The organism is Archangium gephyra (genome assembly GCF_042230915.1).
GTDB classification, from domain to species: Bacteria; Myxococcota; Myxococcia; order Myxococcales; family Myxococcaceae; genus Archangium; species Archangium gephyra_B.
In genome coordinates, this window is record NZ_CP102578.1 from 6,249,626 (window position 1) to 6,270,613 (window position 20,988).

The window sequence follows — 20,988 nt, forward strand, 5'->3', positions numbered from 1 at the left end:
GTGCTTCTCCTGTTACTGCTGGCGCTGGAGCTCTTCGAGCTTCTTGCGGACGCCAGGCTCACTCTCGATGGACTCGACCTGCTCGTAGATTTCGATGGCCTTCTCGCGCTCCCCCATCATCAGGAGCAGCGAGCCCTTGGCGCGAAGGAACTCGGGGTGCGACTTGTAGCGTGCCAACACGGTCTCACACCACTCAAGGGCCAGGTGGTAGTTGCCCCCGCGGGTGGCCTGCTCCATCAAGGTGCGCGCGCGGGTGATGCTCACCTCCGGCGCCTCGTCGTCGATGCGCAGGCCGCGCGCCCGGTAGGCCTCGATGAGCGCCTTGTCCGCCGCGGCGGGCGGCGGTGGCACCACCCGGCTGGCGGGAAGGGTCTTCACATCGCCGTTGCCCGCGCCGTGCTCGATGACGATGCGCTGGCCCGAGGCCAGCATGGGCACGTCGACCTCGGTCATCAGGTTGCCGTCGTTCCAGCGGACCTTCATCACGGTGGTCGAGCCGAAGCCGAAGGGCCGCACCAGCGTCCCCTCCTCCTTGAGCACCTCGGGCTTCTTCGGCGCCGGCTCGACCAGGTAATAGGTGTAGTTCCGCGTCGCGCAAGCGGAGACCAGCAGCGGCAGCAGGATGAGCAGGATTCGGTTCATGGCAGGAACGGCAGCGCGGTGATGTTCATGAGGGAGATCCCGATGCCGATTCTCCCGTTGGTGGACGCGGTGAAGGTGACGCCGTAGTTCGAGCTGGCGATCGGCACGCGCGCCACGAAGACGGCGGTCAGCAGCGGATCGAGGAAATCGACCGGCCCGCCGCTGATGCCGCTGATGACGGCGTTGGGCACGCTCATCAGGATCTTGCCGCCGACCATGAGGTTGAACGCGTTGGGGATGACGCGGTAGTAGGCGCCACCCACGCCAATCACCGGATCGAAGGCGGAGACGGACAAGCCGGCGAGGTTCGCGTTGGTGGCGCCCCACTGCTCCACCCAATCCAGGGAGACGTGCTGGCCGGGGTAGACCGTCACGTCGAGGAACGTGTGGGTGAGGCTGTCTCCCCGCGCGCGCCGCTCCAGCTCCTCGGTGAGGGTGAAGTTGCGCTGGGTGCGGGCCATCTCGGTGAGCCCCGGATCGAAGTTCTGCACGAACACGATGCGGCTGTTGTGCAGATCGATGATCCGCAACGACACGCCCTCCGGCGTCTCGTCGAGCCAGATCGCCACCCGGGCCGGCGGGGCCTTTCCACGGGCGTTCTCGTCCAGCCGGATGATCTCCGCGGCTCCCAGCGCGGTCGTGAACTGCTCGAGCCGGCCCTCCTCCACGTACAGGCGCGGCGCCATGCACGCCTCGCAGGAACGGAGCGCGGCGGAGCCGAACACGCGAACCAGGGTCTGCAACGCAGCGGTCGGGTACCAGGCTTTCGACTCCTCGAAAGCCGGCGAGACGCTCACCACGATGGCGGGAGTCACGTCCTTCAACGCGATCCCGCCCTGCTCCAGGCGCAGGGTGAGGGTCTCCTCCACCCGGACGAGCGCCTCGCGCGAGGTGTCTCGCTGGGCGAGGGCCACGGCCGGCAGCAACGCGGCGAGGAGTGCGAGGCGTTTCAGAAGCAAAACGTCACCTCCGCGCCCACCGTGTGGAACCTCAGGAGGCCGAGGTCCAGGTGGGCACCGACCGCGGGCGCGTTGTCGAGCGCCGGTGCGGACTCGAGGAACACCGAAGCCCCGATGCGGTTCCCGACGCGCAGCTCGAGCCCGATGGGAAACGCGGCGAAGGTGGCGTGAGGCTCGATGAGCAGATCCGGGATGCTGGAGAGGACGTCCTCCAGGTTCAGCACCTCGTTCTGGAACACCCGCGCGCCCTGCCCGTGGATGGAGATCACCGAGCCGCCCACGAAGACGTAGAGATCCGGCCGGGTGAGCGAGGCGACCGAGCCGGTGAGCAGGCGGGAGATGCGCGCCTGCGCCATGAAGCCCGTGTGCAGCTGGGGCAGCCAGGTGACGCCCACCGAGAAGGTGCCGCTCCAGGCCCGCGCCTGGGTGAGCGCCACCTCGGTCCCGACCTGGAGCCAGATGAAGGGCATCGCCGCGATCGAGCCCCCACCGGAGGGCGGGCCGTAGCTGCGCACCGCGATGCGCATCGGCACGTTGAACACGCCGCGTCCCTGGAGGGCGTCGAGGTACTCCTTGCGCGCCTCGGCCGCGCTCTTGAGCTGGTCCCCCGAGCGCAGCAGCGCTGGCGACGACGTGGACGTCGTGAGGGTCCGCGCGTGGATGATCGGAAGCGCCGGCTCCAGCGAGGTGATGCGGGCGCGCAACACCAGCGCGCTGCCTTCCGCCTCGAAGTCGAGGAAGATCGCATGGCGCGCACCGGAGAGCCCGCCCGCGGCGGCCAGCGCTTCCGGCTGGTCCACGCCCCGGGCGACGATCGTCCCCTTCGCGCCCGAGTGCACCACCACCGCGGTGCACTGCGGGCAGTGCGCCAGGGTCACCCGGGTGCGCGGGTTCTTCACCACCAGCTCGGCGAAGTGGTTCTCGATCAGCGCCGCCAGTCCACTGCCGAAGCCCACCGGCACGGTGACGTCGGCGAGCACCACCGGCGTCTCCAGCTCGAAGACCGGCTGCCGCGTCCAGCCGTAGACGAGCTCGTCGAGCAGATCGTACGCCTGCAGCTGGATCTGCCCCGCCACCTCCGCGCGGAGCTTCTCCATCTGCGCTCGCTGCGCCTCGGCGATCTCCGGGTCCGCCGCCGCCCACGACGAAGAGGAGACCAGCGCGAACGTGAGTGCCAGCAGCGCCGGCCTCATCGCAGCCATCTCCACTCTCCGTTGAGGCACAGTCCGGCGTGGAGCTGCGTCTCCCGTGTGTCGATCAGCATGATCCCCAGGAACGCGTCATTTTCGCCGAGCACGCGTTGAGCGAAGTAGCGCTTGCACGCCAGCGGATAGGCATCCTTCGGCGCCATCCGGCCGAGCACCGCGATGTCGCCAGCGGCGAGGACCGGAACCTTGTCGGAGACCCTACGGCCCTGCTCGGCGAGCTCGGTGCGCGCCGCCACCGAGATCTTCGCCGCCACCTCGGGCTGGGGATAGAAGGCATCGACGTGCCAGTTGAGCTCGCCCGGCCCCAACGCGCTGGCGGCCTCGGTGATCTCTCCCACCGACTTGCGCAGCGAAGCGAGGATGACTTCGTCGCGCTCCGGCCGCTCTCCATTGCGCATGATGCGCCGGGTGCAGATGAGCGCCTCGGACTCCTGGTTCGCCAGGCGCGCGGGCGGCGCGGGGAGCTCGCCCGGGAGGAGCTCATGCGCCCGCTGCTGGCTCACGCGCGAGCAGTCGAGGTTCCGCGCCTCGGACTTGTCGTGCCAGAGGCCGGGCGCGGGGTCGTACGGGTTCCCCGAGGACATCGAGAGCTGCACCAGGAGGAAGACCAGCAGGGTTTCCATTACGGCTCCGCGCCTGTCTTGCGCTGGCCGCCCCCGCCCTGGGAAGGGGGCTCGAACGAGCGCAGCACGTCGGAACGGACCCGTGCGTTGAAGGCGAGCTGGCTCAGCTGTGCGTAGAAGTCGCGCGAAAAGTCCCGCGCCGGCGCCTCGCCCGTGAGCTCCTCCTCCGGCGGGCGTACGAGGGTGTCGAGCATCCAGTTCACGCCCCAGATTCCGGCGCCGAAATACTCGATGAAGCGCGCCTTCAGGCTGTCGGAGGCGAGCAGGAATCCGCTCGCGTCGCGAATGCTCACGTCCTGCGCGACGCTGTACTCCGTGAAGGCCGGCACGAGCGTGAGGGAGAGCACCGTGAGGGCCCACAACGGGCCGCTGGACTCCTTGTGGAGGAGCCGCGACGACAGATCGACGATCAGGTCGGGTTGGGCGCCCGGGTCGAGCCTCCGCGACGCGCCGCCATGGCGTGGCACGTCGGTTTCGACCTTCGCGCCCTGGTTCCGGAACAGCGCGCCGACCTTGCGGCAGAGGAGATCGGCGTCGGGCGCCGTGAGGTAGTCCCCCGGGACGCAGCGCACGAGCAGGCGCATGCCCTCGAAGTTCGCGAGCCGCGGATCGACGATCGCCGGGCGCTGCAATGAGCTGAGCGGCTGGTACACGGTGGTGACGCAGCCGGAGAGCAGCGCGCCCAACAGCAGCACCCAGCCCGCGCCACTCGCTCTCCGCCCGGATTTCACAACACGGCCAGTCATGTGGTCGGCGACCTCATGCAACCGTTGCGCCGACGCCTTTCAGCGGGAGAACGAGGCGTGCTGTCCGAGCCAGGTCCAGCGATCCGCGACACGGATGTCGCATGTGCGTTCATGATCGGGCGCGACCATATCAGGATCCCGGACTGTCCGTGTAACAACACTCCGAGTCCAGGCGGACCGTCGCGTCCAGGAAGCCCACCCCCGCGCACACCATTCGTGGCCTCTACAGCCGCTCCCCCCCTCCGTCCCCGGCCGCCGCTTCCGGGACAGGCTCACGGCAGAAGGCGAGCCGCTCCTTCAGCACGTCGAGCGGCAGGGCCACCTCCATCCGGAACGCCTCCCCGTCTGGCCGTACGCGCGCGAAGTCGAGCAGCTTCGCCAGGTCCTCCTGCCCCTGGCTCTGAGCGCGCATCCGCGCGAGCGAGAGCGCTCCGCCCAGGCTCTTGCCCAGATCCGAGACCGCCTGCGCATCCTCGCCCTTCACGTCCGCCACCACCGCCACATCTCCGCGTGCGTCCACGTGCAACTCCACCGCGCCCGCGGCGCGCACCAGCTGCTCGGCAAGCTCGCGCTGCTCCGGCGGGAGGACGTTCGCGAGGGTGCGGGTCGCGATGACGCCGTACACCTCGCCGTACGTCGCGGTCTCGCCGAGCACCGGCGGCTCCTGCGGGCCACGCCCCTCCACCCGGTCGATGACGTCGCGCACCCCGTTGCGGTCCCGGCCCACGACGATCATCTGGTTGCGCCACGTCGCGAGCGTGGGCCCGCCGCCCCGCCCCACGCCGCCGTCAGCGAGCGCCCGCTCGGCCGGAGGCTCGTAGATGCGCGCGGAGTCGCCGTAGCTCGAGCGTCCATGCTGCCCGAGCAGCTCGTCGGTCTTCGCCTGGCCGAAGTTGCCCGACAGCACCAGGCCCTCGTCGGTGATGGCGAGCCGGTCCAGGTCCGTGAGTGGGTCGATGCCCGTGCGCTCCTTGAGCTGCTGCAACTGCTTGCCGCCGTCGCGATAGAGGCACTCGAGCAGCAGCTCGCCGATGGGGGAGTGGCGGAGGGCGTTGGCCTCCAGCACCACGGCCGTCTTGCCCTTGCCTCGCGGCAGCGCCGCGAGCAGCGGGTCCGTCGCCCCCTGGGGCCCGGCGTCCGGCTGCGTTGGGCTCACCCAGGTGCGCCGCGCCTGTGCGCGTGTCTTCTCCTGGGCGCGCAGCCGGCGCGGGAACTCCACCGGCGGCTGCTCGCTCGCGCTGAGCGCCTCCTCGCCCTGTCCGAACCACATCAGCAGCGCCGCGGCGGCGAACACCACCACGGCGAGCACCAGGAACCGCGCGCCTCGCGTCTTCATCTAGTAGTCCTTCCGTTCGAAATGCCAGAGGCCGAGCGTGAGCGCGCCCAGGCCGAAGAGGCCCACGCCCGCGATCACCGCCCCCAGCGAGCGCTGCTCGAGGGGGATGGAGGCGGCGATGGAAGCCGAGGCGTTGGCCAGCGAGCTGAGGCGGGGCAGGAAGAGCGTGAGCAGCTCGAAGCCCGTGCGGCTCACCCCCTCCTCGAACACCGGCGCGATGCTGCGCCGGAAGCCGGCGATGACGCCCAGCACCAGGAACACGCCACCCGCGGCCGCACACAGCGCCGCGCTGCGCACCAGCGTCGCGCAGGTGAGCATCACCGCGTACACCGCCGCGTACGCCACGCACGCGAGCAGCGCCGCGATGAGCGGCCCCGCCGTCCAGTACCCCGTCTTGATGCCGAGGATGAGCCACAGGCCGCCCGCCCCGTACGCCGCACCGCCCACCCCCAACGTCATCACGCCCACGAACGTGCCGACCAGCACCTGCCAGCGGCGCACCGGCAGGGCGAGCAGGTGCTCGATACGGCCCGGCGACAGCAGGCTGGGCGCGAAGTCCGAGCACGCCACCAGGCCGAAGAGGATGCCGCCGTAGAACACCAGCCAGGCGGTGACCATGTAGAGCGGCCGCAGCGCCATGTCGACGGCCTGGATGGCGTGGTCCAGGGACTGGCCGAACAACCGCGTGGCGGCGAGCGCGCCGTCCAGGACCTCGATGCGCAGCGACAACGTGAGCGTGAGGAGCAGCAGCGTGATGCCCACCAGGAAGGCGAGGATGAACTTGCGGCTCAGCGCCTCGCGCAAGACGTAGCCCGCGATACCCAGGACTCCGTTCATGCCGCCACCCCCGCGCCCACCGCGTCCGTCAGCACCGCCTCGAGGTCCTGCGCCTCGCGCCGCAACTCCACCAGCAGCGCGCCGCCCGCGAGCGCCTGGCTCAGGGCCGCGTTGAGCGCCGCGGCCTCCGGTGTCCCCAGGCTCCAGCACCCGTCGCCCTCGTCGCCAACGGGCGTGAAGCCCGCGGCCCGCAGCACCTGCGCGCTCACGCCCGGTGCGAAGCGCACCGACCAGCGGTGCCCGGCGCGCCGCAGGTCCTCCAACCGCCCCTCGCGCAGCACCCGGCCCTCGCCGAGGATGGCGATGCGGTCGCACACGCGCTCCGTCTCAGCCAGCAGGTGGGAGTTGAGAAAGAGGGTGGCGCCGCGGCGCACCTCGTCCTGCAGGATGCGGCGCACCTCCATGCGGCCCATGGGATCGATGCCGTCCGTCGGCTCGTCGAGGATGAGCAGCTCCGGCTCGCCCAGCAGCGCCGAGGCGAGCCCGAGCCGCTGCCGCATGCCCTTGGAGTACCCCCCGATGCGCCGGCCCGCCGCGTCGGCCAGGCCCACGCGCTCGAGCAGGCGCGCATGGGCGGCCGCATCGCGCCGCAGGTTCTTCAGCCGCGCCACCGTGTCCAGGAACGCGGTGGCCGTCCACGCCCCCGGCAGGTGCAGGCGCTCGGGCAGGTAGCCGATGCGCGCGCGCACCGCGGGGTCCTCGGGGTCGCCGCCGAGCACCCGCACCTCGCCCCCGGTGGGCCGCACGATGCCGAGCACCGACTTGATGAACGTCGTCTTGCCCGCGCCGTTGGGCCCGATGAGCCCGAACGAGCTGCCCACCGGCACGTGCAGGTCCACGCCCGCGAGCGCGACCTGACCGGCGCGGCGCCAGCCCTTGCCATACGTCTTCTGGAGCCCCACGACCTCGATGGCATGCATGCCGCGGGACTGTAGGGGCTCGCCTCGCGGCGCCTCGTGACGAAGGGCCAGCCGGTCCGGCGGGGCGGCTGACCGGTCCCAACGGGGGAGTGAGCGGCCCGCCTTAGCGGACGTACATCTGGATGTAGTTCCTGGCCTCGCCCGGGGTGCCCGAGTTGAGGCCCAGCGCATAACCAAATCCAGCGGCCTCCGACTCATACGCGGTGCCGCGAGGGTCCGAGACGGGACCAAACGAGGCCCCGGCGGAGTCATCGAAGGGACAAGGAGCGTTGTTGCTCAGGTTCCAGCTGGGGCCATAGGTTGAATCGTTGTAGAGCCCCCGGCAGTACGATTCGCTGCCAAAGCCATCGAAGTCTCCCAGGTGGAAGTACAGGTCCGTGTCACAGAGCTTGCCTGTCGCCGAGATGGTCCCCGCGGTCAGCTTGTAGCCATTCCCCGCGAGCGTGTACTCGCACACCGGCTCGCTGATGCCAGCCATGAAACTGGCGATGGAGGTGCTTCCCGTCCCGACGCCTCCGTAGGCCGCCCATTGCCCGGAGGGGGCATGGACGAAGAGCAGATCCTTGAAAGGCACGGAATGCTGCGCGGGCGACTTGAAGTCCTTGTTGCGTTCGCGGACGTTTCCAACGGGAGTCGTGTCCGTCGTCATGAGGGTCCGCTTCTCCCAGATCCAGGTGACCTGGCTGTCATCGCTGGAGACCATGGTCAGGGTCCAGCCGCCTCCGTCCGTGACCATGTCACAGTAGGCCTCGAAGGGCTCCAGGGGGCCCGCGCCATCGGGATCGAGCTCATAGAGACCGCTGGGCGTGCCCGGGGCTTTCTCCAGCAAGGACTTGCAGCTCACGCTCGCGCATCCCCCTGGCTCTCCATCATCGGCGGCATAGAAGGGGAAGGTGAGCGCTGCCCGCGAGGCATGGGGGTCACCCATTGAGGTGAAATAATCCTCGATGCGGATGAGCTTGCCCCCGGCGGCCGTGTCGTGGAGCAGATCGTACACCGTCACCGTCAACTCATAGCGGCCCACGGTCTCGGCGACCGTGCGGACGCACTGGGTCACCGACCCATCCGCGGCGGTCGTCGTGCTCACCACCTCGGGCGGAACATACAGCGGGGGACCACTGGCCTCCTTCCACACGAACTCGACGGGATCTTCATCCGGGTCCTTCACCGTGGCGCAGACGACCTGGTCCATGCACTGGAGGACGAACTTGGAGTCCTCGAAAGCCAGCTTCGTGAGCTCGGGCGGATGGTTGAGGGCCGAGACGACATCGATTCCTCCCCTTCCCTCCCCCAGGCATTGATTGATGAGCAGGATCTCCGTCGTCCGGCCATCCACGACGCGTACGCCCGAGGTGGAGGCGCGTTCACAGTCCATGGAGACTCCGCCCCCCGCCGCGAGGGGCTGGGTGACGACCTGATAGCACCCCGCCGCCAGGTCGATGAAGAGATCCGCGAAGGTATGCGAGGAATCACTGTCCAGCGGGGCGTCCTCGAAGTCAGGAAGACCTCCGGGAAGACGGATGTCCTCGAGCAGCTTGTCGACGCTCAGGTGGAAGGGGGCCACGGGCTCTCCCTTGCAACTCGTCCGATCCAGGATGAATCGCATCCCGGCCACATCTGTCTTCTCGTCGAGAGCAACGGTCACGGCGAGCCCGGTGCGGCCCGGAACGCCGCTGGGATCCACGGGCTCGGTCGGGTGGCAGCCCATGAATCCAAACAAGGGCAAACCCAGAACCGTGTAGCGACAGAGCGACACCATCGTCTCTGATAGATTCAGTCTTTTGAGAAGCAACATCCAAAGTCTCCAGTTGAGCGGCGCGAACAGTATGTCAGCACAAACACTCCGGGTGAAGACAAGGAGCCTGCGCTCGGCTCGTGGTAGACCGGGCCATGGCCGACCTCTCCACGGACATCGAGGCCCTCCAAGCGGCGCACGACGCGGTCGCGGAGCAGGCTTCCCTCACCCTCCGGTGGCGCCTGGGACTCCTGCTCCTGCTCACGGTCTCGCTCACCGCGGCCTGGAACGGGATCCGCACGGGAGAGGCGGCCGCGGCGCGCAAGAGAATCCAGGCCCTGGATCCCCGCGGAGACTGGGACGGCTCGCGGAGGCTCGCGCTTTATGATCTCGATCCGATCCGGGACGCGTTCGCTGGCGAGGATCTGGAGAGCCATCCGGTCATCACCCGGCTCCTCGCGGGTGACACCTCGGGGCACCTCGCCGCCATCCTCCAGGGAGCGCCGCCTCCCCAGCCGATCTGGGAGGAGGGGCGGCAGCTCCGCGAGGCGTACCGGAAAGCCTTCGTGCTCACGCCCAAGTTCCTGGACGTCACCATCCCCCTCGACCTGCGGCTCTGGCTGCTGGTCCTGCCCGCGATCCTGCTCGGTTCGGAGGTGCACGTGCGCATCCTCCGCCGCAAGCGCGCGATCCTCCAGGAGCTCATCAGCCGGCTGGCGGCGAAGGCAGGCGACAGCGCCTGGGCTACCACCTACCTGTTCGTGGAGCCGGGCAGCGGGCGAAGCACCGCCTTCGCCCGGCACCCCTCGCAGGCGGAGGAGGGGTTCTCCGCACTCGCCACGATGGTCATCCTGGGTTACGTCTTCTGGAGCGCCCTCCCCTACTGGAACGAACTGCGCGAGTTCATCTCCCGCGCGTATCTCCCTGTGCTCGCGCTGCTGGCGTTCTGGTGCCTGGTCTACGTCTCCTGGGTGGGCGCGCAGCTCGAGGCGCAGCTCGCCGCCGCCACGAACGCACCGGTGCGGCGGGACCGGCTCGAGGGTTTCCTCCAAAGGGCAGAGGAGCGTGCGCGCCGGCTGGGTGAGCGCATCGGTTCGCGGAGGCTGCTCGCCGCGGGAGGGCTCGCGGTGCTGGCCTCGACCCTCGGTCAGTTCGTGGGCCGCCACGGCGGCTTGCGCGGTTGGGAGCTCCTCACCGGATCCTCCTGGCCGCCGCCGTCCGGCCTCCAACCCACCGAGCAGCTCCTGCCGGCATGGATGAGGCTTTCGTGGCTCGCCTACGCGGCCGCCCTGGCCGTGGCGCTGCTGGTCCTCGCGGAGCTGATCCTTCGGGAGCGGGCTCCTGCCTGGATGCGCCGGGCCGCCGCGCCGGCCACCCTGCTCGCGCTCTCCTGGTTCCTGGTGATGGACGCGCGCATCGATGTCCTCAAGAGCCTCCAGCCGCTCTCCGGCCTCTTGTTCCTCATGCCCGCCCTGGCATACGTGGTCGTCTCTCCCGGCCCCGAAGAGGCGCGCCTGTGGAGGAGCGCCCTGGCCGCGTTCTACGCTCCGTTCTTCCTTCTGACCTGGCTCGACGCCCTGGATGGCGTCGCGACGACCAGCTACTACCCCGACACCGGCGTCTCGGAGTGGACCGGCGCGAACTTCCTCGGCTGGTTCCTCCTCCTCAACGGGACGATCGCCCTGCTGGCCGGACTGACGCTTCTTCCGCATACGCCGCCGGTCTCCCCGGCCGTGGACGCGCGCCCCGCCACCGACGGACGCGGGAGCACCGCGCCGCGAAAGCGGCGTCTCAAGGGTCGAGCAGCTCGTAGGTGATGGGCTTGCAGCGCCCCGCGTTGGTCTCCTCGTGGGAGCAGGCGGTGAGCCCGACGAGCAGCTCCATCTCCGCCTGGAAGAGGATGGACTGGCCGGCGCGCGACAGCGGGGGCTCGATGTGCAGGCGTCCCGAGGGCTCGAAGACGACGTTCATGAAGATGTTGAACGTGGTGGAGATCTGATCGGGCGAGATGCCGAAGGGCGCCAGGTTCTTCGCGAGGTTCTCGTGGCAGCTCGGGTGCCACTCCTCGTTGCCCGCCACGAGGCGGAACATGGCGAGGCTGCAGGGCGTCATCAGGAAGTCATGGCGGCCCACCTCGTCCTCGACGATGCGCAGCATCACCCGGCTGCGGTTCGAGTAGAGCGCGTGCCCCGCCGTCAGCAGCAAGGTGTCCGCGTAGTCGACGGACCGTCCCGAGGACAGCCACTCCCCGGGGTCCGTCCGGTTGAAGCAGAACAGGTCCGAGACCTGGAGTCCCTGGGGATCCCTCACGCGCAGGCGCTGGCCCTGGCGCAGCGTGAAGGCCACCCCGGTCTGGGCGGGAATCTCGATCACGATGACGACCCCCGGCCGGGCGGCTCGAGGCCATGCTGGAAGGGACACTTCCAGTCCGGCGGGTTGTCGCGGCCCGAGAACTGGATGGACTCCCAGCGGTCCGCGTACTTCTCGATCATGGGATTGATGGAGCCCTGGAACTTCACGTCCCGCTCGCGGTTCTTCTTCACGATGGCGGTGTACTGCCCCCGGCGATCCAGCTCCTCGAACTGGTCGTAGAGGTTGAAGATGATCCCGGGATACGGAAAGCGGCGCGCGAGCCGCGAGCTCGCCGGATGCACGCCCACGAGGAAGAACGCATCCCCACCCAGGCTGAAGCAGAAGCGGGGATCCGCGGGGTCCGCGCTGAAGAGCGGATCCCAGGGCGTGCCCGGCACCTCCTGCGAGGAGAGATAGGACAGCTCGCGCCACATGCGCGTCTCGAACTCCTCCTCGGACAGCGGCTCACCCGGCGCGAACACGGCCCAGAAGCTCAGGTAGAGGGACCTGGACTGCTTCTGCCGCTCGCGGAAGAAGAGCAGATCCCGCGCCAGCTCCCGGCTGCACGTGCCCTCGCCGAACCGATCGTAGAGCCCCACGAGGTACTCGTGCTTCGTCATGGACTGCACGGCGGGGATGCAGGGATAGGTCTTGGGATCGAACCACTGCCGCAGCGTGGTCTCTACCTGGAGCCGCGAGGGCTCGCCTTCCCCACGCGCGCCTGGGACTAGCGGGATGAGTCCCTCGTCACTCGGCTCATACAGGTGGGCCGAGGCTTCAACTCGTACCATCTGGCGACCGTACCGGACGGCTTCGAGGGTGCCCAGGAACTCGGGCCGCGGGCCGGAACGAGTGGTGGGAAGCCGACAGCCTCCAGTGGTGGTCGGCCACGCCAGCATGCGCGGCGATTTCTTGACGCATGCCCTTGACATACCCAGGCATCCGGATATCCACTAAGCCTGGATCTCAAGCAATTCAGGGTCTTGACTGATTCCTTGTGAGGATCGAAATGCTCTCGTCCCGCCCCTATGCGATGCTGGCAACCGTCTCGGTGGCCGTATCGTTTTTCGCATTCGCGCCGCCTGCTCGAGCTGACTACACGTTTTATCGAACCGAGCCGCACACCGGGGCCTGCTGGAACAAGGTGAACGCGTACGGAGGCGTCTACCAGGTCACCAACAATCTGCTGAATGGGACGGCATACACTCACACAGCCACTGTGCAGAACTACCGCCCAGGGGTTGGACTGCAATCCAGTCAGAGCTACACCGCCTGGCCTGGAGAGTGGAAGGTGGGCGAGCTCGCCCACGTGGCGATCGTGCCTGGCGATGAGTTCAGGTACTACCTCAACGGAACGCTCGTCGCGGGCATCCCGGCACATGGCATCCCGTTCTACATGCAGCATTGCAAGGTGACGACGTCGCCTTCGGTGAAGATCAGAACCGCTCTGTCCTACGGCCTCGCGGCACTGGACTCCGTCTACACGGGAGCCTGTGCGGGACAGTACCGATTCGGCGCCGCACCCACCACGGGCATCTGGCATTACGGCTCGAGCTGCAACAGCGGCCAGGGCAACTACTACCAGCCCGCTGGCGTCAGGGGTTTCGACTGCTCAGGGCTGGTGTACAAGATGTTCGAGTATGCAGGCGTGCCTTTCGGCTGGACCTCCTCCAGCGCGATGAAGACTGGCATTCCGCAAGTTTCCAAGTCCAACATCCAGGTCGGCGATCTGCTGGTGAAGTATGGGCACGTCGCGGTCTACCTGGGTGACGGTGATGGAGATGGTATTCCGTCCGTCCTGGAGGCGACGCCGGAATGGACGAACCCCGATGGCAGCAAGACGGGCGTCATCATCTCCAACGCGACCTCGTACCTTCAGGACTCCGCCTATACCGCTCACCGGGTACCTGGAATCTGAGCGGGGCCGTGCCCGCGGAGGCTTGCTCGGCAACTCGCCCAGCCGCTCCCGGTGCGTGCGCACCCGCTGCTCCAGCCCCCCCTCCCCCCTTGGCGGGCCAGCGGCCTCCCCCCCCGCTATACTGGCGGGCCCCAAGGGGTGCTCATGAAGCTCGCGGTACATCTGGGAGTGGTTCTCTGGCTGTTGGTGGCTGTTGGCGCTTGGGCGCTGGAGGGTGGGACGGTTCGGGGCACGGTGTACGTGGCCGGCAACGAGCCGCTGCCGGAGGCCCGGGTGGTGGTGGTGGGCACGGACCTGGTGGCCACCACCAACGCGGAGGGGCAGTTCGAGCTGCGCAACGTCCCCCCCGCCCGGCAGGAGCTGAAGATCTCCTTCCCCGGCTACCGGGACAGCACCCGCTCGGTGACGGTGGTGGCGGGACAGGTGGTGGTGCTCGAGGCGGACCTGGAGCTCGATGAGCAGTTCGGCGAGGAAATCGTCGTGACCGGCTCGAAGTTCGGGGAAAAGCGGCTCGAGTCCCCAGCCACCGTGGAGACGGTGGGGGCGAAGACGATCCAACAGGTGGGAGGGGTCTCGTACCTGACGGCGCTGGCGGTGATGAAGGGCGTCGACTACGTGGACAACGGCATCAACGAGAAGCGCATCTCCACGCGCGGCTTCAACAGCCAGTTCAACTCGCGCCTGCTCTCCCTGGTGGATGGCCGGCTGGCGCAGATGCCCATCAACGGCCTGCCGCTGGGCGGCCAGCTCCCCACGCCCAGCCTCGACGTCAAGTCGGTGGAGGTGGTGGTGGGGCCCGCCTCCGCGCTCTATGGGGCCAATGCCCACGCCGGCGTCATCAACGTCCTCACCAAGTCCCCTTGGGACGAGTCGGGCGTTTCGACGGTGCTGCGCGGCGGCAGCCAGCAACTGCTGGACGGCTCCGTGCGCGTGGCGGGCACCCTCCACGAGGACTTCGGCTACAAGTTCACCGGCGAGCTCTTCCGCGGCGTCGACTTCGCGCCCTCCCGGGAGCAGCCCTCGCACTACTATGGCAGCCCCCGGCTCCCGCTCGTCTTCGAAGGCGACCTGATGGAGGACTACGAGACCCGCACCGCCAAGGCGGAGGGCGTCCTCTACTACCGGCACGGGGATTGGAACTTCAAGGGCGGCTACGGCTTCTCGCTCCATGACGGAATCCTGGCCTCCAACGGAGGCCGCACCCACCTGCGCGGCTGGCAGGTGCACACCCAGACGGTGTCCGCCAGCAACCCGAACTGGTTCGCCCAGGTCTCCCGCACCGCCAGCTCGGCGGGTGAGTCGTACCAGCTGGAGCGGCTGGCGGGGCTTGTCCAGGCCGGCGGTGGCGCTCCGAGCGACCCGGCCTCGCTGGAGGAGATCCGGGATCGGATCGAGTTCATCGACAACAGCCAGATCATCGACTCGGAGGTCCAGTACCAGAACACGCTCGGAGGGGTGAAGCTCGTCACCGGCCTCCAGCTCCGTCTGTACCAGCCGAGTACCGGGGGCACGTCCCTGGCGGACGCGGGCGGCACGCGGCTGAGCGCCACGGAGCTCGGTGGGTATGTGCAGGCGGACTATTCGTTGCTGCGTGACACGCTGAAGCTGGTGGCGGCGGCGCGGCTCGATACCCACTCCAACTACACGCCGCAGTTCAGCCCCAAGGGCGCGGTGGTCTACAGCCTGACCCGCACCCAGCACGTGCGCGTGGGCTACAACCGGGCGTTCAAGAGCCCCACCCTCATCGAGAACTACCTGCTCATCAACAACAGCCTGCTGGGCAACCGCAACGGCTTCCTCATCAAGGACGCGGAGGGAAACCTCTTGTCGGAAATCCGTCCGCTGGTGCCGGAGCAGGTGGACTCGGTGGAGGTGGGCTACAGGGCCACCTTCTTCAACCAGCTCCTGGTGGATGTCGTCGGCTACCACTCCTGGTACCAGAACTTCATCAGCGCGCTGACCGCGCGGGCCAACCCCGCGCAGGGCACCTTCGCCTTCTACCCGGATGGCCGGCCCGTGGCGGAGGGGACGCCCGCGCAGGGCAGCCTGTCCACCTTCTCCAACTTCGGCCGCTCGCGGGTGGCCGGGGTGGATCTCGGGCTCGAGTACCAGCTCACCCCGCATGTCCTCCTCAACGGCAGCGCCTCGTACATCCGGCTGCTCGGCTTCACCTACTCCGATCCGACCCAGAATGCGCTCCTGCTGAACGTGCCGGAGCTGAAGCTCAAGGCGTCCGTCACGCTGCAGGATCTGGTGGTGAAGGGCTCCTTCGTGCGGCTCTTCGGCCGCTACCAGTCGGCCTACGCGTTCAGGGCGGGCCGGTGGGACAGTGCCCTGTTCTTCGAGGACGGGAAGGTCCCGGCGCGCTTCGTGGCGGACCTCGGGTTGGGCTACACCTTCGACAACGGCCTGGCGGTGAGCGCCAACGTCTTCAACCTCCTGGATGACAAGGGCGTGGAGGTCCTCGGCGCGGCTCCCACCGGGCGCTCCGGCTACGTGCAGCTCTCGTACACGTACGCGGGGCTCGACTTCTAATTCGAGGGGACGCGAAGGGCCAGGTGCGGGTCACTCGGGAAGCAGCCCCAGCGCCTCCAGCGTGGTGCAGCGTCCGGAGCGCCACGTCGTCTCCGTCGAGAGCGGGGTGTTCCAGGTGAGGAAGCCGCCCGCCGGGCTGAAGGCCGGCCACTCCGGAGTGGTGGCCGGCACCCCGGTGCGCGCTAATGAGCCCCAGGCGTCCTGCACCCGCGCGGACAGCTCGAGGTCCGCCTGCGCCGGCGTGGTGCCCACCTGATCGAACCGCCCGAAGAGGTAGAGCAGGTCCGTGCCATGGACGACGCCCAGGGCCGCCAGGGGTCCATTCGGCAACGCGTGGCCAAAGCGGTAGAGCCAGGCGTTGGACGAGCCCACGGCGGCGCTCACCTCGGCCAGCTTCCGCGCGGGGCAGGTGAATGACACATCCGTCCCCAGCGCGGTCGCGGCCACCACCTCGCCCACGACGGACGGCTGATAGAGCGCCGTGAGCTCCTCTTTCTTCTCCCCCGCGCCCATGAGGTCGACGTAGCGGCCGAAGTCGCCCGCGTTCCCCACCACGCCGGAGCTGGCCATCACGAAGCTCAGCTCGTCGTCATTGGCCCCCATCAACACCGGCACGTCCCCGGAGCCCGAGCGCAACCGCGCGAGCGGCCGGTCCGTCAGGATGACGCCGTCCACCACGGGCAGCGTGGGCGTCAGGGCGATTCCCAGCTCGTAGACCGGGCTCAGCTGCGACTGCGCCTCGAGCACCTGGGCGGGTGTCTTACCGCGCAGACAGGCCGCGATGTCTCCGGAGTCGCAACCCAGGCGGAGGGCGCTCTGGAGCCCCACGAGCGAGGCGGATGGGAAGGCGCCCACGGGCTCGTCCTTCGCCAGCACCGAGCGGTAGAGCCCCGACTGTACCGCCGCCCGCTGGAACAGCCCCTGGGCGGGGTCCGACGCCAACAGCGCCACCACCGAGGCGCCTCCCGCGGACTCCCCGGTGATCATCACCCGCGACGGGTCTCCGCCGAACGCGGCGATGTTGCGGCGCACCCACTCCAGGGCGGCGATCTGATCGCGCAGCCCCCAGTTGCCCGTGCCCCCATCCGGCGCGGTGAGCTGGGGAAGCGCGAGGAAGCCGAGCAGTCCCAGCCGGTAGTTCACCGACACCACGACGATGTCCTGGCGGCGAGCCAGCTCCGCGCCGTCGTACCACCCCTCCCCCGCGTCCCCCTCGACGAAGCCGCCGCCGTGGATCCACACCAGGACGGCGCGCGCCGGCCCCTTGGGATGGGCCCAGATATTGAGGGTCAGGCAGTCCTCCGACTGCACGGGGAACTTCTTGGCCTGGGGACACACGGGGCCGGACGCGGTGGCCTGTCTCGGCGTGGTCCAGGGCTCGGGACGCGCGGGCGGTGCCCAGCGCAGGTTTCCCGTGGGGGGTGCGGCGTACGGGATGCCCTGGAAGATGACCAGATCGGACGCGAGGCGCCCCCTCACGGGACCATCATCGGTGACCACGTCTTCCCCGACGACGATCGACGGAGGGGGGTTCTCCTCCACGCGGCCCTTGTCACATCCCCACAGCGACACGGCGAGCACGAGCATCCACGGCGAAGCTCTCATCATGCGGCGGAAGCTAACACCCACGCGCCAACGCCGTTGGAAACACTTCCTGCAGCCGACAGCAGTCAGGCGGCCACCTTTCGCCCGCCGGTGCGCGGGCCTAGGGTGAGCGCCGGGTAGTGCACCCGTCGCACAGGAGGCAGCCCCGTGGCCCAGAAGAAGAACTCACTCGTCGCCAATATCAATCGCCGCAAGAAGGCGGGGACGAGCCGCTCCAAGTCCCGCTCCACCGTCTCCAAGAAGGCCTACGGCGACATGAAGAAGGGCTGGCCCGCCAAGAAGAAGGCCGCGGGCAAGAAGACGGCGGCGAAGAAGACGGGGGCTCGCAAGAAGACGGCGGCGAAGAAGACGGGGGCTCGCAAGAAGTCCGCGCGCAAGTCCTCCTGAGGACTGCCCCCTGGCGCGTCCTCGCCTGGCCATTACATCCCGAGGAAGGCCTTCATCTCGCGCAGCACGTCGTCGCGGTTGGTGATCCAGACGTAGTGCTCCGCGCGCTCGAGCTGCACGATCCTCCAGCCCGGCATGCTCCGGACTTCGGCCACCCGCTGGACCGCCTTGGGGATCATCTCCCTCACCTTCGCCTGCTGGGCGGGGGTCAGCTGGGCGAAGCCGTTGTAACCTTCTGCCCGCTCGGGCACACGCTCACCCGTGTGGATGTAGAGCACGGGGGCCCGGATGGCCGCGAAGTCCACCTTCAGGGCGCTCTTCCCCACCTGGTCCTCCGCGTCCGGCCGCTGGCGGTCACGCAGGCAGCGCCCGGTCTTCGGATCGAACTCGAACAGCTCGTCAATCTCGTGCTCGGGCAGGGGCCCGCCGACGCCTCTCGCGATCGCGGCGGCCACCGTGGCGCGCGAGGCCAGGTCCGCGGGATTGGGCTCGCGCGGGGGCGGCTGGGGCGCCTCCTTCATCAGCTCCGCCGCCAGATCGCCCTTGGTCTGGATGTCCAGGAAGAGCACCTTCTCCACGCGCTCCGGGTGGTGGGTCGCCACCCAGGTGATCTCCTCCCCCGCGCGGGAGTGGCCCACGAGCACCGCCTTCGCGATTCCCTGGCTGTCCAGCACCCGGACGACATCCGTGCTCAGGGTGACGGTGTCGTAGCCCCGCTCGGGCCAGCTCGAGGAACCGTACCCTCTGCGGGTGACGGAGTAGACGTGATACGCCGAGGTGAACTCCGGCGCGAAGTCGTCGAAGACATGGCCCGTGTTGCCTTGGCCCGTCAGGAAGACGAGCGCGGGTCCCTGGCCACCGAAGTCGAGGAGCTCGAGCTCAACGCCCTCGGCGACCTGGACCCGCTGCACCCGATGCAACGTGCTGGCGCCGGCCGGAGCCGAGGTCGGGACGGACGTCGTCGTCGTCGCGCAGGCGAAAAGTGGCAAGCAACACAGGAAGAGTTTTCGCATGGACGGACTCAACCACATGCAGCGTGGGAGCGCCCATTTCCATCCACCGCGGGAGTCAGTCTGCCCTTGACGCGATGAGGGACGAGCTCCAGCGCCCTCGCGAAGCGATCGGAGCCGGGCTGACAGTGCACCTGTGCGGTAGGACGTCTTGGATGCCAGTGAACAGCGGGGTGGCCCCTGGTCACAGCCGGAAGCAGAGGGGCCCTTGCCTGCTTGCTGCCCTGCTTCCGGATTGCCCTCCCCGCTCTCATCCTCCTGCGCAGTCCAAAAGAGGGGGTTCCAGATGTCGATTCGTCTGATGTGGTGCAGTGTCCTGGTCATTGGCGCGGCGCTCTGTGGCACCGGTTGCGCTCCCAGCGCCGAGGCCCAGCAGGAGGTAGCGAGCCGGCAACAGCATGCCGAGGGAGACTTCTGCGGTGGTTTCGCCGGCACCCCTTGTTCCGAGGGCTATGCCTGCATCGACGATCCCAACGACAGCTGTGACCCGGCCCAGGGCGGCGCCGATTGTGGGGGCACCTGTCAGAAGGAGACCCCCGCCGCCTGCACGGGCCGGGAACCGGACCTCAAGTATGTCTCCCGCGACCCCGCCCAGTGTGCCCTCATCCGCTACACCTGCAAGGAGGGCTACGTCCCGTTCTCCAACGAGTGTGGTTGTGGCTGCCAGAAGCTGCCGCCGGCCTGTGACTACAACGACCCGAACCGCACGTACGTCTCGAGGGATCCCGACGCGTGCGCCGCCATCACCTTCATCTGCGAGGGGAACACCCAGGGGTTCTTCGACCAGTGCGGCTGCGGCTGCGAGGTCGTTCCGTAGCGCGCCCCGGGTCTGAAAACACAACCGGCGCGGCCGCCAGCAAGAGCAGCCGCGCCGGTCAGTCCGGCCTTGACGCGATGAGGGCGATGTTGCGGGGGGAGAGGCGCGGTTCGAAGACCTGCAGGAGCTCGACCTGAAAGCCCAGCTCCTCGAGGAGCAGCGCGCGATCGAGCAGAATCACCAGCTCCAGCGCCCTCGCGAAGCGATCCCTCAGCAGATGACAGTGGAAGATGCGCCTCGTCTCGGGGCGAGCGGACGATTCAAAGGAATCCAGCTCGGCTTCCGTCATGCCGGCATCGAGTCGCAGGCGCTCCAGGCGATCACGCGCATAGCCAGCGAAACTCCCGGCATAGAGCGTCTTGGGTGCATCCCCCGCCCGCACGAAGCCGAGAGCGGGAAACTTCCGCCTCAGCAGGAGATCGAGCGCGAACCGTTGCTCGTTGACGCATTTCATCAGCGCGAACTCAGCCCCGGTCTTGTGGTGCCGTCCACGCGTCGCCAGGAACAGGGCACGCCGGTTGATGGGAAGCGCATGGGCCTTCCCGGCGCGGGAGACCGGGTAGTCCCGGTCGGCATCCATCTGGTCGTAGCAGCAGCCAAAGTTCAGGAGGAGCCCGGCCTGTTGGCTCTTGCGAAGCTGCGTCAGCGCGAGCGACCCGCAGGTGTGTAGACCAATCGAGACCCGGTCCTGACCGGAAAAGAGCGGATCAAGCTCGCTCTGCGGCCTGTCTTCGACGGAGGCGTGGATGAAACACAGCTTCTCTCGCGGCAGGCTCCGGGCCCTTCGCAGCCAGTCCCGGCCCTTCTCCTGCAAAGCAGCATCACGATCGATGCTGTGGAAGGTCCAATCGAAAGTCCTGACACAGAGACGAGCGAGATGTCCCATGCCGCCACCGATATCGACCGCCTGCCGAATCGTCTGGGTTCTCGGCCCGAGCAGAGAGAGGACCCTCTCGATCTCATGGACTTTCTTGGCGGTGAGTCCCTGCGTGTCCGCGGTCGTCAGACGTTGAACGCCTTCATGCCAGGGCAGCGCGGTCAGTTCACGAAGCTCGAGCACGAGCGAATGCAGCGACCGGGGAGGCTCGCCTGGAAGCTCCCCTGCATCCAGCATCCTCTCGCCCTCTTCGCCGAGTGACTCGGCGTAGGACAGCCAGGATTCGGGATAAGCGGCTCCGGATTCCGGCCAGTTCTGGAGGATGGAACGTGACCAGAGCTCGGACCACGGCCGGAGCAGGCCGGTGAGCGCTTTCAGTCGATCTCGAAGGTCCATCCTGTTCCACCTCACGCACCAAGCCCTCCATCCTACCTATACTCCTCCGGGCACGCGGAGGATGCCTGCCCCCGCTCGCGTGCCC

At 68.4% G+C, this 20,988-nt stretch carries 19 protein-coding genes; 5 read left to right on the forward strand and 14 right to left on the reverse strand.

Annotation, left to right across the window (positions count from 1 at the left end):
* Positions 1-12: 12 nt before the first annotated feature.
* From NR798_RS24565 to NR798_RS24605, 9 genes are all read right to left on the reverse strand, one after another.
* Positions 13-642 carry a tetratricopeptide repeat protein gene (locus NR798_RS24565; RefSeq protein ID WP_375764912.1) on the reverse strand — a complete coding sequence of 210 codons (630 nt, stop codon included), beginning with the start codon at positions 640-642 and terminating at the stop codon, positions 13-15.
* Positions 639-1,601, reverse strand: a complete 963-nt coding sequence (locus NR798_RS24570; RefSeq protein WP_375764913.1) for a hypothetical protein — start codon at positions 1,599-1,601, stop codon at positions 639-641. Before NR798_RS24570 ends, NR798_RS24565 begins: the two co-directional genes overlap by 4 nt.
* On the reverse strand, positions 1,592-2,803 hold the full coding sequence (locus NR798_RS24575; protein WP_375764914.1) for a hypothetical protein: 1,212 nt from the start codon (positions 2,801-2,803) through the stop codon (positions 1,592-1,594). Before NR798_RS24575 ends, NR798_RS24570 begins: the two co-directional genes overlap by 10 nt.
* Positions 2,791-3,432, reverse strand: a complete 642-nt coding sequence (locus tag NR798_RS24580; RefSeq protein ID WP_375764915.1) for a hypothetical protein — start codon at positions 3,430-3,432, stop codon at positions 2,791-2,793. Before NR798_RS24580 ends, NR798_RS24575 begins: the two co-directional genes overlap by 13 nt.
* Positions 3,432-4,127 (reverse strand): hypothetical protein, encoded by a 696-nt coding sequence (locus NR798_RS24585; RefSeq protein WP_375764916.1) that lies wholly within the window; start codon positions 4,125-4,127, stop codon positions 3,432-3,434. The genes NR798_RS24580 and NR798_RS24585 overlap by 1 nt, the downstream gene beginning before the upstream one ends.
* A gap of 274 nt (positions 4,128-4,401) precedes the next feature.
* Positions 4,402-5,514 carry a hypothetical protein gene (locus NR798_RS24590; RefSeq protein ID WP_375764917.1) on the reverse strand — a complete coding sequence of 371 codons (1,113 nt, stop codon included), beginning with the start codon at positions 5,512-5,514 and terminating at the stop codon, positions 4,402-4,404.
* Positions 5,515-6,351, reverse strand: a complete 837-nt coding sequence (locus NR798_RS24595; protein ID WP_375764918.1) for an ABC transporter permease subunit — start codon at positions 6,349-6,351, stop codon at positions 5,515-5,517. It lies immediately after the preceding gene.
* Positions 6,348-7,271 carry an ABC transporter ATP-binding protein gene (locus NR798_RS24600; protein WP_375764919.1) on the reverse strand — a complete coding sequence of 308 codons (924 nt, stop codon included), beginning with the start codon at positions 7,269-7,271 and terminating at the stop codon, positions 6,348-6,350. Before NR798_RS24600 ends, NR798_RS24595 begins: the two co-directional genes overlap by 4 nt.
* Positions 7,272-7,374: 103 nt before the next feature.
* Positions 7,375-8,877 carry a fibrinogen-like YCDxxxxGGGW domain-containing protein gene (locus tag NR798_RS24605; RefSeq protein WP_375764920.1) on the reverse strand — a complete coding sequence of 501 codons (1,503 nt, stop codon included), beginning with the start codon at positions 8,875-8,877 and terminating at the stop codon, positions 7,375-7,377.
* A 284-nt stretch (positions 8,878-9,161) separates the two neighbouring features.
* Here NR798_RS24605 and NR798_RS24610 point away from each other — a divergent pair, with 284 nt between their 5' ends.
* Positions 9,162-10,823 carry a hypothetical protein gene (locus tag NR798_RS24610; protein WP_375764921.1) on the forward strand — a complete coding sequence of 554 codons (1,662 nt, stop codon included), beginning with the start codon at positions 9,162-9,164 and terminating at the stop codon, positions 10,821-10,823.
* On the opposite strand, the gene NR798_RS24615 is transcribed toward NR798_RS24610, so the two are convergent.
* Positions 10,798-11,379: a DUF1989 domain-containing protein gene (locus NR798_RS24615; RefSeq protein WP_375764922.1), complete on the reverse strand. Its 582-nt coding sequence runs from the start codon at positions 11,377-11,379 to the stop codon at positions 10,798-10,800. The genes NR798_RS24610 and NR798_RS24615 overlap by 26 nt on opposite strands.
* Entirely contained in the window at positions 11,376-12,149 is a 774-nt protein-coding gene (gene gntA, locus NR798_RS24620) for a guanitoxin biosynthesis heme-dependent pre-guanitoxin N-hydroxylase GntA (RefSeq protein WP_375764923.1), read from the reverse strand. The genes NR798_RS24615 and gntA overlap by 4 nt, the downstream gene beginning before the upstream one ends.
* A gap of 218 nt (positions 12,150-12,367) precedes the next feature.
* Between gntA and NR798_RS24625 the strand changes: the two genes are divergently transcribed.
* Together NR798_RS24625 and NR798_RS24630 are read left to right on the forward strand one after the other, a co-directional pair.
* On the forward strand, positions 12,368-13,276 hold the full coding sequence (locus tag NR798_RS24625; protein ID WP_375764924.1) for an NlpC/P60 family protein: 909 nt from the start codon (positions 12,368-12,370) through the stop codon (positions 13,274-13,276).
* 144 nt (positions 13,277-13,420) lie between these two features.
* The gene (locus NR798_RS24630; protein ID WP_375764925.1) at positions 13,421-15,811 is read left to right on the forward strand and encodes a TonB-dependent receptor domain-containing protein; all 2,391 of its coding nucleotides are present in this window, start codon (positions 13,421-13,423) and stop codon (positions 15,809-15,811) included.
* Positions 15,812-15,841: 30 nt separating this feature from the next.
* On the opposite strand, the gene NR798_RS24635 is transcribed toward NR798_RS24630, so the two are convergent.
* Positions 15,842-17,419, reverse strand: coding sequence for a carboxylesterase/lipase family protein (locus NR798_RS24635; protein ID WP_375764926.1), 1,578 nt, complete (start codon positions 17,417-17,419; stop codon positions 15,842-15,844).
* A gap of 144 nt (positions 17,420-17,563) precedes the next feature.
* Between NR798_RS24635 and NR798_RS24640 the strand changes: the two genes are divergently transcribed.
* Positions 17,564-17,803 (forward strand): hypothetical protein, encoded by a 240-nt coding sequence (locus tag NR798_RS24640; RefSeq protein WP_375764927.1) that lies wholly within the window; start codon positions 17,564-17,566, stop codon positions 17,801-17,803.
* Positions 17,804-17,835: 32 nt separating this feature from the next.
* Here the strand turns inward: NR798_RS24640 and NR798_RS24645 are convergent, their stop codons facing one another.
* A complete protein-coding gene (locus NR798_RS24645) occupies positions 17,836-18,816 on the reverse strand; it encodes an alpha/beta fold hydrolase (protein WP_375764928.1) in 981 nt (326 codons plus the stop codon).
* A gap of 283 nt (positions 18,817-19,099) precedes the next feature.
* Here NR798_RS24645 and NR798_RS24650 point away from each other — a divergent pair, with 283 nt between their 5' ends.
* Positions 19,100-19,630: a hypothetical protein gene (locus tag NR798_RS24650; protein WP_375764929.1), complete on the forward strand. Its 531-nt coding sequence runs from the start codon at positions 19,100-19,102 to the stop codon at positions 19,628-19,630.
* Between the two features lie 58 nt (positions 19,631-19,688).
* Here NR798_RS24650 and NR798_RS24655 read toward each other — a convergent pair whose 3' ends face one another.
* Entirely contained in the window at positions 19,689-20,903 is a 1,215-nt protein-coding gene (locus NR798_RS24655) for a methyltransferase (protein WP_375764930.1), read from the reverse strand.
* Between the last annotated feature and the right edge of the window lie 85 nt (positions 20,904-20,988).

Bases quoted from the DNA above. Each gene is read 5' to 3' on its own strand.
- NR798_RS24565 (WP_375764912.1), bottom strand. From the start codon at position 642: ATGAACCGAATCCTGCTCATCCTGCTGCCGCTGCTGGTCTCCGCTTGC.
- NR798_RS24575 (WP_375764914.1), bottom strand. From the start codon at position 2,803: ATGGCTGCGATGAGGCCGGCGCTGCTGGCACTCACGTTCGCGCTGGTC.
- NR798_RS24580 (WP_375764915.1), bottom strand. From the start codon at position 3,432: ATGGAAACCCTGCTGGTCTTCCTCCTGGTGCAGCTCTCGATGTCCTCG.
- NR798_RS24590 (WP_375764917.1), bottom strand. From the start codon at position 5,514: ATGAAGACGCGAGGCGCGCGGTTCCTGGTGCTCGCCGTGGTGGTGTTC.
- NR798_RS24595 (WP_375764918.1), bottom strand. From the start codon at position 6,351: ATGAACGGAGTCCTGGGTATCGCGGGCTACGTCTTGCGCGAGGCGCTG.
- NR798_RS24600 (WP_375764919.1), bottom strand. From the start codon at position 7,271: ATGCATGCCATCGAGGTCGTGGGGCTCCAGAAGACGTATGGCAAGGGC.
- NR798_RS24605 (WP_375764920.1), bottom strand. From the start codon at position 8,877: ATGCGATTCATCCTGGATCGGACGAGTTGCAAGGGAGAGCCCGTGGCC.
- NR798_RS24610 (WP_375764921.1), top strand. From the start codon at position 9,162: ATGGCCGACCTCTCCACGGACATCGAGGCCCTCCAAGCGGCGCACGAC.
- gntA (WP_375764923.1), bottom strand. From the start codon at position 12,149: ATGGTACGAGTTGAAGCCTCGGCCCACCTGTATGAGCCGAGTGACGAG.
- NR798_RS24625 (WP_375764924.1), top strand. From the start codon at position 12,368: ATGCTCTCGTCCCGCCCCTATGCGATGCTGGCAACCGTCTCGGTGGCC.
- NR798_RS24630 (WP_375764925.1), top strand. From the start codon at position 13,421: ATGAAGCTCGCGGTACATCTGGGAGTGGTTCTCTGGCTGTTGGTGGCT.
- NR798_RS24635 (WP_375764926.1), bottom strand. From the start codon at position 17,419: ATGATGAGAGCTTCGCCGTGGATGCTCGTGCTCGCCGTGTCGCTGTGG.
- NR798_RS24645 (WP_375764928.1), bottom strand. From the start codon at position 18,816: ATGCGAAAACTCTTCCTGTGTTGCTTGCCACTTTTCGCCTGCGCGACG.
- NR798_RS24650 (WP_375764929.1), top strand. From the start codon at position 19,100: ATGTCGATTCGTCTGATGTGGTGCAGTGTCCTGGTCATTGGCGCGGCG.
- NR798_RS24655 (WP_375764930.1), bottom strand. From the start codon at position 20,903: ATGGACCTTCGAGATCGACTGAAAGCGCTCACCGGCCTGCTCCGGCCG.